Source organism: Ruminiclostridium papyrosolvens C7 (genome assembly GCF_000421965.1).
GTDB classification, from domain to species: Bacteria; Bacillota; Clostridia; order Acetivibrionales; family DSM-1351; genus Ruminiclostridium; species Ruminiclostridium papyrosolvens_A.
Genome location: NZ_ATAY01000085.1, coordinates 115,934 through 129,558 on the forward strand (window position 1 = coordinate 115,934; position 13,625 = coordinate 129,558).

Annotated in this window: 8 protein-coding genes; 4 read left to right on the top strand and 4 right to left on the bottom strand. The window is 36.4% G+C overall.

Annotated elements, in window-relative coordinates:
• The first annotated feature begins 68 nt into the window (after positions 1–68).
• The 3 genes from deoD (at position 69) to L323_RS36525 (ending at position 5,531) form a co-directional block, all read left to right on the top strand.
• On the top strand, positions 69–776 hold the full coding sequence (gene deoD, locus L323_RS36515; RefSeq protein WP_020816636.1) for a purine-nucleoside phosphorylase: 708 nt from the start codon (positions 69–71) through the stop codon (positions 774–776).
• A gap of 305 nt (positions 777–1,081) precedes the next feature.
• The gene (locus tag L323_RS36520; protein WP_020816637.1) at positions 1,082–3,559 is read left to right on the top strand and encodes an LTA synthase family protein; all 2,478 of its coding nucleotides are present in this window, start codon (positions 1,082–1,084) and stop codon (positions 3,557–3,559) included.
• 316 nt (positions 3,560–3,875) lie between these two features.
• Entirely contained in the window at positions 3,876–5,531 is a 1,656-nt protein-coding gene (locus tag L323_RS36525; RefSeq protein WP_242835319.1) for a PAS domain-containing sensor histidine kinase, read from the top strand.
• 25 nt (positions 5,532–5,556) lie between these two features.
• Here the strand turns inward: L323_RS36525 and amrA are convergent, their stop codons facing one another.
• Together amrA and arcA are read right to left on the bottom strand one after the other, a co-directional pair.
• Positions 5,557–6,963, bottom strand: a complete 1,407-nt coding sequence (gene amrA / locus L323_RS36530) for an AmmeMemoRadiSam system protein A (RefSeq protein WP_020816639.1) — start codon at positions 6,961–6,963, stop codon at positions 5,557–5,559.
• Between the two features lie 31 nt (positions 6,964–6,994).
• Positions 6,995–8,221, bottom strand: a complete 1,227-nt coding sequence (arcA, locus tag L323_RS0121090) for an arginine deiminase (RefSeq protein ID WP_031342385.1) — start codon at positions 8,219–8,221, stop codon at positions 6,995–6,997.
• 146 nt (positions 8,222–8,367) lie between these two features.
• Between arcA and L323_RS36535 the strand changes: the two genes are divergently transcribed.
• Positions 8,368–9,708 (top strand): flagellin, encoded by a 1,341-nt coding sequence (locus L323_RS36535; protein ID WP_020816640.1) that lies wholly within the window; start codon positions 8,368–8,370, stop codon positions 9,706–9,708.
• On the opposite strand, the gene L323_RS36540 is transcribed toward L323_RS36535, so the two are convergent.
• Positions 9,705–11,810, bottom strand: a complete 2,106-nt coding sequence (locus L323_RS36540) for a sensor histidine kinase (RefSeq protein ID WP_020816641.1) — start codon at positions 11,808–11,810, stop codon at positions 9,705–9,707. The two genes, L323_RS36535 and L323_RS36540, sit on opposite strands and share 4 nt — an antisense overlap.
• Before the next feature lie 288 nt (positions 11,811–12,098).
• The gene (locus L323_RS36545; protein WP_020816642.1) at positions 12,099–13,472 is read right to left on the bottom strand and encodes an MATE family efflux transporter; all 1,374 of its coding nucleotides are present in this window, start codon (positions 13,470–13,472) and stop codon (positions 12,099–12,101) included.
• Positions 13,473–13,625 lie beyond the last annotated feature (153 nt).

The window sequence follows — 13,625 nt, forward strand, 5'->3', positions numbered from 1 at the left end:
GAAAATTGTATAATTTATATGTATTACAAGTTTTTTAATGTAAGATATTAAATTTAGGAGAGTGAATTATGATTCCTACACCACATATCAATGTAAGCGAGCAGGGTATTATCGCTGAAACAGTATTAATGCCGGGAGATCCTCTTCGTGCCAAATTTATAGCCGAAACCTATTTGGAAAACCCGGTTCAATTTAACTCCGTTAGAAATATGTTCGGATATACCGGTACTTATAAAGGCAAAAAAATCTCTGTTATGGGATCGGGAATGGGTATGCCCTCAATCGGAATATACTCATATGAATTGTTAAACTTTTATGGAGTTAAGAACATTATTAGAATAGGCTCCTGTGGAGCTATTCAAGAGGATGTAAAAATCAGAGATATTATTATAGGAATGTCGGCATCTACTACATCCAATTATGCTTCTCAATATAACTTACCAGGAACTTATGCTCCCACTGCATCCTGGACCTTAATGAAAAAGGCTTTGGATATTGCAGAGAATAAAGCAATCCCGGTGAAAGTAGGAAATATTTTATCCTCTGATATATTTTATGATGATGAGCCTGATGTTTGGAAAAGGTGGGCCAGAATGGGTGTTCTGGCAATAGAAATGGAAGCTGCTGCATTATACATGAATGCTGCTCGAGCCGGAGCAAATGCCATATGCATATTGACCGTATCTGACTCTCTTGTTTCACATGAGGCAACCTCAGCGGAAGAACGTCAGACATCTTTTACTAACATGATGGAAATTTCACTAGAATTAGCATAGGATACTGTAAAAATGAGAGCCTGTCCCATTATATATGGGTAGGCTCTTAATTATAAATTTTTTGTTACATTTAAGTTTTTCTACTTTTAGCCACTTTAATATTTAGGTTTACTTTGATATAATCGTTTTCGTGTTTTAAAGTCAGCGAATCTGTACAATAATACTTTGCAGGTAAGTAGTTTTCAGGTTTACCTGTTTCTTTAGTAATACGATAAACATGAAGATACGGCTGCGGGTATTATATTACACAGAAAAAGCTATTTTGCTTTGTTCTGACTTAAATAATAACAGGAAGCTGGGTAAATATGAAAAATATTAGAAATAATTTAATCTTCTTTTTTTTGGTTGCAGTAATAAGTGCTGTAGATATATTTTATAACGGTAACGGTTTTGTTCAATTGGCTTTAGTTCTACTGGCTTCAACCGTAGTTTTCTATATGCCTTCTATTAAATTTAATATTAACAGACTTACATTTATTATCCTTTTTGGCGCAAATTTGATTGTTTTAACAATATCACTAACTCACAGAATATATCTTTTAAATATGCTGTTCCTTTCATATCTTTTATGGAGTATTATTACCCCAAAGCTTCAGCGTTTTAAATTATTGTTCTCTATAACTTTCTTGCTTTCGTTTATTTCCGTGTATGCTGTATCCATGTTTGACTTCAGTGTGCCTATATTTGTTATAGCTCTTTATCCCGCATATGTATTTGGCTCTTTGATAAATGGTAAAAATATTATCAAGTCAAAAAAAATATGGGCATTTGCTCTTTTGAACTTGGCAATATCTGCTTTTGGGTTGGCAGTTTTTCTATTTAAAGCTCTTGGTCGTTCAATTATTGACAGTGTACTTTTGATAAATATTGTCAAATCGGGCGCATTAACAGCTGTTTACTTGCCATTTATAACACTTTTTTCTATATGGTTTGCTATATCTGCAAATATGATTTTCCGTATGCTTATATCAAAGTTCTCAAAGGGTAATAGCGCTTTTGATCTTTCAGATTTCATAAAACCGGTAGTAAGCCTAATATCTTTCTTTGCCGTTTCCGGTATTGCAACCTTTATCTGCGAGCTTTCCATAAGGCAGAATCTAACGGAAACAATCAAGGATGTACTTGACCCTAATCTGATGTTTAATATATTGGTTTTATGCGGCATTTATCTGTGCTTGACAGCATTGTTAGGTAAAGGTATTCCCAAAATTATTATTGGAATAGTAACAATTTTTCTTACAGTTGCTAACTATATTAAGTTCACTTATTTCGATGAACCTTTCTACCCATGGGATTTATACCTGATTCGTAATTTAATCGGTATATCAAGAGAATACCTCAGTATACCTATTATAATTGCTGTTGTTGCCGCAATTGGAATTCTGGTATATCTTGTGATACATTTCAGAAAGGCTATAGGCAGATATCTGAAACCTAGAACTTCTTTATTCCTGCTTCCTTTTGCTGCGGTATTTTTTCTGCTGAACTCCGTAATTCTTACAAATACACCTTTGTCAATACAGCTGGGAATACAGAAGTCATGGTATATAGGTAAAGATGAAATAATGGCTAACGGAATGTTTGCTCAGAACTATTTTTACCTTACAGAGCTTGATAAGTACCTTAATCCTAAGCCTCAAGGATACAACGAAAATACAATGGCTGAGATTAATACGAAATACGGCAAAACAGGCGATAGTGTAGCTGCCTCCGCCGCTGTTTCAAAAGAAAAACCTAACGTTATCATGATTATGAGTGAAAGCTTTTGGGATATAACCAAGTTGAATGATTTAAAATTCAGCAAGGATATCGTAGAAAATACACATAAATACCAAAAGGGGCAGATAGCAGCGCCTATTATCGGTGGGGGAACTGCAAACAGTGAATTTGAAGCACTCACAGGAATGTCAATATCTTCTTTGAGCCCCGGTATTATTGTTTACAATGCATATCTCAGGACAGCAACTCCAAGTATTGCATCTGTTTTAAAAGACAACGGCTACAGTACAACTGCTATCCACCCAAATTATGGTTGGTTTTATAACCGAGATAAAGTGTATAATTATTTCGGATTTGATAATTTCTACGATGTTGATAAATTCAGCCTCAGTTCTCAGTGCAAAGGACCGTATATTTCGGACTATGCCTTAGTTGACAAAATTATGGATACTTTGAATTCCTCTGATAAGCCTGCATTTATTTTTGGAGTTTCAATGCAGAATCATGACCCCTATATTGATAAATACAGTTCTCATGATGTAACTGTAGAATCAGATAAACTGGACGACCAACAGAAGAATATCGTAGGTAATTATGCTCAGGGTATCTATGACGCTGACCAGTCTCTTGGAAAACTTATACAAGAGTTGAAAAAGACTAAAAAGCCGACCTTGGTATATTTCTTTGGAGATCATGCCCCCAGATTAGGAAGTCTGAATGATTTTTACAAGGTATATGATCTGTTGGGGACTAATGACAGGTCAGCCCAAAATCAAAATTTAGAAAAGCTTAAATACTACACAACTCCATTTGCTGCGTGGTCAAACTTTAAAGAGATCGATTCCTTCTCTGAAATTGTTTCACCATCTCATATAGCGTACAAAATTTTGCAGGATGCCGGTGTTAACTATCCTAATTATTTTAATATACTGCCTGAGTTGGAGAAAAGCTTCCCTGTTCTCCATCAGCAAACTATAAATACGGTTGACAATAACAACCCACTTATTAAGGATTACCGTTTAATCCAATATGATATATTATTTGGAAATAAATACTTGAAATAGACATAATAATACCGTGATTTACCGTTAAAAAGCTCGAATTTTGGTGTATAATAGTATTTGACTTATTTTTACATAACAGTATAATATTATGGTGTAGAGAGAGGTCATATATATGTGTTATTTGTCTTATTCGGTTTTAGTGCCGATAATATCACTTATAATTTTGTTAACTTACGCAGTTACTACCTCCTGTGTCTTTATCATAAAGCGTAATAATAGCAAGCGACGATTTTATTTACTTTTAAATATTGTACTAATACTTTGGTCTTTGTCTTTTGTATTTTTTTCGAGTTCTCCTGACAAAGAAGCAGCTCTTATGTGGTATAAGGTAGGTGCTATAGGGTTTTGTACATATAATATTTTGTCAATTAACATTGTATCAATACTTAATGACGGGCCGCAGAAAACAAAATTGACTGTACCCGTCATATTTTCGTTGTGCATTCCTATAGCGATACTGTTCCTTTTTGACGACTTAAGTTATATTTCTGTCTACAAAAGTAGCGGGATTTGGTTGTACTCCTTTAAAACACCCGACCCATGGTTTTTACCTTGCTTCCTGTTTATCGGGATACTTTTGTATGTAAATTTGAAATCAACTGAGCTGAAGTCGGTTATTACACACGCTCTTCTTCAAATAATTCCTTTAAGCATTGGAATTGTTACGAATATTATAATGCCTTTTTTCAATAGAAACATATCACCGACTCTTGTACATACTGCTGTTATTATATACTCCATTGCTTTAAATATTATATTTGCCAAACAAAGCCTGACCATGACATCGGCTTCAATTTCGGCCAAACAGATTATATCAAAATTGCCTGATATGGTTATTATTACTGATACAAAGGGTAAAATAGTGGAGGTCAATGATAGTCTTAAAGAGCTCTCCGGATATTGTTATTCTGAGCTTTTGGAAAAAGATATCTGTACTTTGTTTTCACCTAAGATATCCTCGGATAAATCAAGCGTAAAGGTATCAGGCTATAAAATCTTAACCAAGGAGAATCACACAATACCTGTCAATATGTCTATATCCCAGATTTATTCCGATGATAAGACCATAATCGGAACTGCATATGTCTTGCAGGATATGAGTAATGTACTCAGTCTTGCGGAGAAAGTCGCAGAGGAAGCTGCTGTTACAAGGGTTGCCAATCAGGCAAATGATAAGCTAAAAGAGTTGGACAAGCTCAAAACTGATTTTCTGTGTAATGTTTCTCATGAGCTTAGAACACCTTTAAATCTTATGGTTAGCAGCCTTAAACTTTCAGCTCTTAAAATAAGCCAGAACCACGGTGTGCTGGACACAGTAATGATGCACAAGCATTTTCACATAATGAACCAGAATTGTTTCAGGCTTACGAGAATTATTAATAATATTATAGATATTACCAAGATTGATGCAGGGTCTTTGGAATTGAACCTATCCAACAACAATATTGTTGATATTGTAGAGGAGACTGTCCTGTCAGTAGCATCTCATATTAAAGATAAGGGTATTACCCTGATATTTGATACGGACGTGGAAGAAAAGTTTCTAGCTTGCGACCCTGACCAAATACAGAGAATTCTTCTTAATTTAATCTCTAATGCGGTAAAGTTTAATAACAGCGGAAGAGAGATTTATGTAAGTATTGCAGACGCTACAGATAATGTGAAAATATCAGTAAAGGATAACGGAATCGGTATTTCCTTGGAAAATCAACCATTGATTTTTGATCGGTTTATTCAAGTGGATAAGTCTCTTACCCGTCAACATGAGGGAAGTGGAATGGGATTGACTATTACAAAGTATCTGGTAGAACTGCACAAGGGTACTATAACCCTTGAGAGCGAGCCCAACAAGGGTAGCACTTTTACAATCACACTGCCCGTATGCCTTGTGCCGAAAAGTGCAAGCAAAAATGTGCCTACGGTTCTAACTTTAAACGAGAAAGTAAACATAGAGTTTTCAGATGTTTACTAAACCATTTAATATGCCTTTTACCCTATTATTCTTCTCTATGCCGTATTACTTTGAATTTCTGAATTGAATAGTCCTCATCAGGCCTTATGTCTGCCTTATCAAGCGCAATGGACAGTTGTTCTTCAACGGTATCTATTCCCTCCAAATCAGGAAGCAAAAGGCCTGTTTTACCTTTACTTCTCACGATAACTCCATATTCTGCCGGATTCAGTTCATCCTTTTGTGCAGGTTCAGGTGCCGTTAATACATCCACTGAAAAATCGATATCCATAATCTCTTGAAAATCCACCTCGTAAAATCTGGGATCATTGGTACCTGCCTCTATTGCATTATGCAGAATCTCCAAAGCAATACTCTCGGTTACAGGAAAAATTGTTCCTATGCAGCCTCTAAGTTCACCGTTCTTTTTGAGAGATACGAAAACGCCCCTCTTTTCCTTTTTCATTTCTTCAGTAACATACTCAGGTAAACTATTCAATTCATTGCCTGTTTTAAGGTATGTTGTGAGGCTCTCTCTGGCAAGCCTTACATATGGGTCGGAATTTTGGATTTTATTCTCGTATGCCTCCTTACGTATTGTTTCAAGGTCAAATAATCTGGAAGTATCTTCGGACAGTGTATTAAATTTCATAATACCATAGCCTACACCAAATGTTCCCTCGTAGCTAAGCAACTCTCCTTTAAACTTTTTACCTTCCAAAGCTCCAAGCATCACTGCTGCCGAACGTCTTCCACATTCCTCCGCATTGCAGATAACATTTTTGTCCATACAGAAAACCCTTTTTACATCCCCTTCTTGCAATGCCTCAAGGAATTCCTTGTCAAACTTCTCTCCGGAAGGATGATACCCGTATGGCCCTTCTTCACTAAGCCTGTGTGATAAATCCCCACTGGCAATAAAGACTGCATTTTCATTCAATTCTTCAACTGCTTTATTTATTATAATCCCCAGCCTGTACAATTCTATGTCGCCAAGAGGTGCATAGGTTATGTGTACAAGCTTATAGTTATTATAATGTTTGCTTACAAAGTAAAGGGGAACTAATGTACCATGGTCTATAGCCACAGATGTATTATATTTTTTCATAAGTTGATTTGTTGCAAGTAAAGCCGGTATTCCTTCGGTTTGCGCCAAATCATATATCTTCTGCGTTAGCTTCTTCTGAACCGGCAGCTTCAGGGATACATCGGGCACACCGAATTTTTTCATGCTGCCGGACATCTCGTTTTCACAGCTCAGGACAATTGCATCCTGAAACATTATACCGTGTGGAGTTACTATAATAATTGTATCCGGTGCCTTTTTTGCAATATCCTTACCAATAGCATCCATACTTTCAGATGTTCTTTTGATTTTTTGTTCTTCGCCTCTTCCCACCTCCGGTAATACAATGGGGGGATGAGGTAAGAGATAGTATCCTTTTAAACTCACACAAATCACCTCTGTTATTTTTTTAGTTTACCTATATAGATTCCCGGAACAAAGGCATACTCATACACCTTGGCCCTCCCCGGCCCCTGGATAATTCATAGGAATCAAACTCCAGTACCTCAATACGGTTTTTTCTTAAAGCATTGTTGGTAACGATGTTTCGGTTATAGCATACAACCTTGCCCGGAGATACTGCCAAAGTATTACTACCGTCACTCCATTGCTCACGGCTGGCGGCAATAGGGTCGCCATCTCCACATCTTATAAGATTTACCGCCGGTAGCTTTAAATATTCCTTTAATACATCAGATAAATCCTTGTGCTCGTATTTTATTTTCAATTGATTTTTTTCTCCCCTTGTTATGCTGTACACATCAAGAGGATCTTCTATCCCGGGATATATGGTGAACTGGTCGTAATCAACCATTGTAAATACAGTGTCCAAATGCATAAAAGCTCTTGTTTTTGGGATATCGAATGCCAGCACTGTATCGATTGGCTCGTTTGAACTAAGGAGATTATTTGCCACTCTTTCAACTGCTACCGGACTTGTTCTGTCACTTATTCCTATAGCTACAACCTTTTCCGACAGAACAAGTATGTCGCCTCCCTCAATGGGGTGTGTCTTATCTCTGTTATACCATCTGGGTACATTTTTAAAGCCGGGATGGTAGTTGAAAATGTACTTTGCAAAAAGTGTTTCTCTGTTACGAGTTTCATTAGCCATTACATTGAGAGAAATACCTCTTCCGATTGATGCAAAGGGATCTCGTTGAAAATATAAATTTGGTATCGGATCAAGGTAAAACGGATAGGCATTCTTAATCATATCACCTAATTCTTTTGGTTTTATATGTTGCAGATCTTCCTGTCTTATCCCCGCTATACATTTATTTATGAGTTCTTTTGGGGATAAATCATCAAGATATTCCAATATTGCCTCCTGAAGACCTTCTGTAACAGCCTTGCCTTCTATCATAAGCTCTTTTAGAAATTCTCTTCGAATATCCGGATTTTGCAATATATCTGCCATTAGATCCGTAAGATATATAACTTCCACGCCCTCATTTCTGAGTAAGTCTGCAAACTGGTTATGCTCTCTGCGTGCTTGCTCCAGATATACTATTTCGTCAAAAAGGAGCCTTCTCAGATAATCAGGAACGATATTTTCTACCTCTTCACCAGGGCAGTGAAGGAGTACAGATTTCAATTTTCCTATTTCACTGTAAACACTCATAGTATGAGTTTCTGAAGACATGTCTATCCTCCGTTGTAAATATGTTTCTAGTCTATAGTTTCCTTGTTTTATTGCCATTATTCTTTTGGTTATAATTATATTGACGCTAATACGGTTGTTTGTTACACTTAAAATATTACAAAATATTACATGAAAAGAGTAATTATATGGTAATTCCTCACAGTACATGTTCCCTTAATACATACAACACTTACAATAGTCTAAATATTGAAAAGTCAAAGTCGGTAAAAAAATTGGTCTCAGGTCTGAGAATTAACAGTGCAAGTGATGATTCCCCAGGCTTAGCCATATCTGAGAAAATGCGTTCTAAAATCAGGGGACTGGACCAGGCTCAAAGAAATATACAGGACGGGATTTCATTGATTCAAACAGTAGACGGAGCCTTGTCCTCGATAGGGAATACCCTTACAAGGATGGAAGAAATTGCCATACAAGCTTCAAACGGGGTATTAAGCTATTCTGACCGTCAATCTGTTCAAGAAGAAATAACACAACTTTACCTCGGAGTAGAAAATATTTCCAACAACACCAAATTCAACTCGATTAAACTTCTTGACGGCTCAAATGTTACGAACACTCCCGGTACAGAAGAATTTGTTGAAGTAGAAACAACTCTCAGCGATCCTAATTTACGCCTTGCGGCAGTTGTATTTGACTATACAAGAAATCTGTCTCAATATTTGGCTGTTGGAATTGTTAATTTCCCTACTAATTTAAATTCCCCCTACAATGCAATGTTTACATTTGAAAACCCTCCCTTAAATCCAAATTTTATATATAGTCCTTTAGGTGAAGATACTGATTCAACTATAGAGAATATGTTAAGGACAGTGGAGGATTTAAAAAATGATACAAGCGGTGACCCGATAAAAACAGCACAAAAGAGGTTTCTGATTGATAATAATATCAGCCTTACCCGATATGGAGTTGACGTTCTTGTTATAAAACACAGTACAGCCACCAATTTTACATACCACGCAGGGGGGCCTGACGGCAGTGGAGTCTGCAGTGGAACCACGTGGGTAGAGAAGGGGTGGACTGCTGATTTTATTTACCATGAGTTAAAGACTACTCCGCCGTCATCATCCAGCGCTCCTGTAACTTTACAGGTAGGGCCAGATATGGGAGATACCTTTAAAATAGAATTACCCAATTCCAAACCTGCAAATTTAGGATTAAACGGTATTGATGTAACAAACCAGTACAATGCACAAGCTGCCGTCTCTAAAATTGACAAAGCCATGAGCACCATATCGTCCCAACGCTCAAAGTTTGGTGCTTATAATAATGCCTTGGAACATATTGCAAGCAATGTGTTAAACAGCAGTATAAATCTCACTTCCGCAGAATCAAGAATAAGAGATACAGATATGGCGATGGAATATACTAAGTACACAAAATTCAGTATCTTACAAGAATCTGCGCAAATGTTACTAAAAGAGGCGAACCTCTCTAAAGAAAGGGTTTTGTATTTACTCAACTTTTAAGAATATATGTCCGAAAACTCGACATTTATGTTTTCGACGTTTGATCTTCTTATAATAGCTCTGTTGGCAGAAATAGACTCATCATCGATTACCGTTACCGGAAGCTCCATGTATACTTCACTTCCCTGACCCTCTATACTACTTATTTTAATAATACCTCCATGCAACTCCACAAGAGTTTTAACAAGAGAAAGCCCTATACCACTTCCTTCTCTGTTTCTTGTTAGTGTTTTATCGACCTGGCCAAATCTTTCAAAAATAGTTTCCAGCTTATCCTCGGGTATACCTATCCCTGTATCCCTGACAGATATGGAAATCCGGTCACCTCTGTCGCCCATGCTGATTAAAATACTCCCACCCTTATCAGTAAACTTTATGGAGTTTGAGAGGAGGTTAAGAATAATTCTTTCTATTTTATCAGCATCTACTGCAATTATTTTTTCTTCGCAATCAGTATCAAATGTAATACTAAGACCTCGGTTCTCAACATAGTCCGCAACGGAAAGTGTAATCTCTTCAACTACACTTACTATATTCTGATTGCACAGGCTTAACTTTAAAAATCCAGAATCGAATTTTGAAAGGTCAATTAGATTGTTTACAAGTCTTAGAAGTCTATAACAATTCTGCTTCATCACTTTATGATATTTATTCAGATTTTCTTCATAGGTGTACGGCAGCTCGAAATCGTGGGGTAAGTTTAAAATCTGTATTGCACCGAGTATAACGTTTAACGGAGTTTTAAGTTCATGTGAAATATTAGAGAAAAACTCTGTCAGCAACTTATTATATTCTTTCGTCTCATTTAATACCCTCTCATTGTCTCTTATATCGTTTTTAAGCTTACTAATTTGTTTTCTTGAGCTAATGTCCTTGAGTATACTTATATTTGACAGTTTGCCCTGATATACCAATAGGTCGCTTGTTGATTCAAGGTCAATTACACGCCCCTTGTGTGACATTATTTTATACTCATATTGTACAGGGGAGGTCTGTCCCAAAAAAGACGTCTCCATGTGTTTCCTTACAAGTGTTCTGTCTTCCGGATGAACAAAACTCATTAGCTCCATTCCAATTAGCTCACCGGGGTTATAGGCTCCAAATATTTTTTCTGCCCTGTCGTTTGCAAAAATCAGCTTACCTTCACTGGTTACAATTATGGCATCGCTTGAGTTATTTATTATAAGCTCGTAGCAACGTTCATTTTTGACAAGCATATCTTCTATCATCATTCGCTGCTGCTCTTCCTGTTTTAATTGATTATCAATAATATTTATTCTATTAAACAATATGCTGTAAGGCCGTTTTAGCCCTGTCTCGATTATTGCTTTATAAAGAAAGAAATAAGAGAATACCCGGACGATATGAGACCAGACATTTGTCCAGTCGGAGGGATTGAAAAAGTCTGTAAACATGAGTTCGGAGAATGCCATAAGAATCAAGTGACACTCCATATTAAAGAAAAGTTTAAAATCAATGTTTTTTCTCTTTCTGAAGTATAATATTGCTACAATTAAAATTATTATTGTAATTAATAATTCACTAATGATTTTAAATCGTGTAAGTCCACGACCGATTATGTAACATTCTGGAAACACGTTAAAATATAGTATTAATACTATGATCGTACAGCTAACTAAAAAGTATGAAAGAAATAAAATATATTTTCTGAATTTCTTTAAGTTTTTGTATAGAAGCAAGGTCGAGCCAAGTAGTGTAATTACCGTCATATACCTTCCGGACATCCAGAATTGCACAACTCTGCTCTGATCCCCGGTTATAAATATTATCGAAACTCCGGAATATATAAATATATGAAACATGTCTATAATGCCCACAAAAAAATAACCGATACCTAAAAATACTATAAAGTCGTTTTTAATCATGCTGCTGGTATTAAGTGAAATAAAAAACAATGCAAAAGATATTGCACACACAAACAACTCCGCTGAAGTATGAAACAATAAGTGGTGGGAATACCGTGTTAAATACAGAAATATTAAGAACACCACAAAAAGGAATATTTCTAAGATTGATTCCTTCCTGATATGCTTAGTTTCTGCATTAACTCCTTGAAAATAAAAATTTCTAGCTAATTTCATAAGACACACCCCCGAAATTTTATATAATATAGTGATTTGCTCCGGGGACTAACAGATTTTGTTCGCTTAACCAAGAAGCAATTCCCTAGCCAATACTCTGTCCACCGGACATGAAAAGCACAGGAATTATTCGACATTGTACTGTAAATTCCTTTTATAATATATAAATTTATACATATAAGTAAATTTATTTACTGTTTTACTATATTAAACCAGATTTACCGCAAAAAATGTATAGAAAACAGTAAAACTGGCACCGCTTTAATCGATGCCAGTTAGATAAATGTACTATACCCCTCGCTTTACAGTCTCAGCCACTACTAACGATTTATGTTCCCATTTACCCTGCCTGTATCTTATTATACTTGCAATTGCTGATATAGCCCATGTCAGCCCTGTTGTGGTCCACACACTCCACACTCCAATTGCGGGAATCAATGCAAACCCCATTGAGAATCCAATTCTACATGCAACTTCCACAACGCCGTATATCATGGCATAAAACGCATCTCCGGCACCGTTTAAAACACCTCTTGTAATGTATATCATACCCAGTGCAAAATACATACAGCTTGTAATTTTTATTGCTCTCGCTCCAAGGTCTATTACAGCCGTTTCTTTAACAAATATGCCCATAATAATATGACCTCCGAATTGGGCTGCCAACAGTGCCGCTAGGCTGAACACCGCAACTATTATGATACTTTTATGATATCCCTTTCTTACCCGCTCCAGCTTGCCTGCACCCATATTTTGTCCTGCAAACGTGGCCATGGCTGCTCCCAAAGAGTTATACGGCTGTCCTATAAGCTGTTCTACTCTGCTAGTAGCCGTATATGCAGCAACTGCAACTCTTCCAAAGCCATTTACAACACTCTGCAATGCTACCAATGAAATTGCAATCATTGAATTTTGCAATGCAACTGGAATTCCGATTTTAAAACATTTTTTTATAATAGGCCAGCTTATTTTCAGATGTTCTTTTTTTAATTTAAAATAAGGATTCGTCATAAAAGCAAATATAATACAACCCAAAGCAGCAATTGCCTGAGAAATAACAGTAGCACAAGCTGTCCCCGCTACGCCAAACCTGAATTTCAGAACAAACAACAAGTCCAGCCCTACATTAACCCCGCATGATAGAATTAAAAATAACAAGGGTGTCCTTGAATCCCCTAACGCCCTCAATATCCCGGCTATGGCGTTATACGCCGCTACTGCAATCATACCTCCGGCTGTTATTCTCAGAAACTTCACCGAATCGTCTATAATTTCATGAGGTGTTCGCATCACCTGTAATATTGGTCGGGCTAGCAGACAGGTTATTAAACTCATGATTATACCTGATACTGCTATTACATATACTGCATTTGCTATAGCACTCTTTACATCTTCTTCTTTTTTTGCCCCGAAATACTGTGATATGATTATTCCTATTCCAATTGACAACCCCAAACAAATTGAAAATGTCAGAAAGTTCAGAGAAGCTGTAGCCCCTACTGCCGCAAGTGAGTTGGCACCTATGTACTTTCCTACAATTACCGAATCAATTAAATTGTAAAATTGTTGAAAAATATTACCGATAAGCATTGGTATTGAGAACTTAATAAGAAGTTTGACTTCATTTCCTTCCGTCATATCTTGTACGTAGTTTAGTGACATTTTTTACCCCTTACTTGACAATAATGTACATACCATTTGTGCTGTGATGTAAATCTTATTCTGCTGTGGCTTATGTATACATATTATAACAGTATAGATTTATATTTGCTATGTAGTTACTTAAAATAAGTGTGAGTATATTTCACATTATTA

Bases quoted from the DNA above. Each gene is read 5' to 3' on its own strand.
- L323_RS36545 (WP_020816642.1), bottom strand. From the start codon at position 13,472: ATGTCACTAAACTACGTACAAGATATGACGGAAGGAAATGAAGTCAAA.
- L323_RS36535 (WP_020816640.1), top strand. From the start codon at position 8,368: ATGGTAATTCCTCACAGTACATGTTCCCTTAATACATACAACACTTAC.
- arcA (WP_031342385.1), bottom strand. From the start codon at position 8,221: ATGTCTTCAGAAACTCATACTATGAGTGTTTACAGTGAAATAGGAAAA.
- L323_RS36540 (WP_020816641.1), bottom strand. From the start codon at position 11,810: ATGAAATTAGCTAGAAATTTTTATTTTCAAGGAGTTAATGCAGAAACT.
- L323_RS36525 (WP_242835319.1), top strand. From the start codon at position 3,876: ATGTGGTATAAGGTAGGTGCTATAGGGTTTTGTACATATAATATTTTG.
- L323_RS36520 (WP_020816637.1), top strand. From the start codon at position 1,082: ATGAAAAATATTAGAAATAATTTAATCTTCTTTTTTTTGGTTGCAGTA.
- deoD (WP_020816636.1), top strand. From the start codon at position 69: ATGATTCCTACACCACATATCAATGTAAGCGAGCAGGGTATTATCGCT.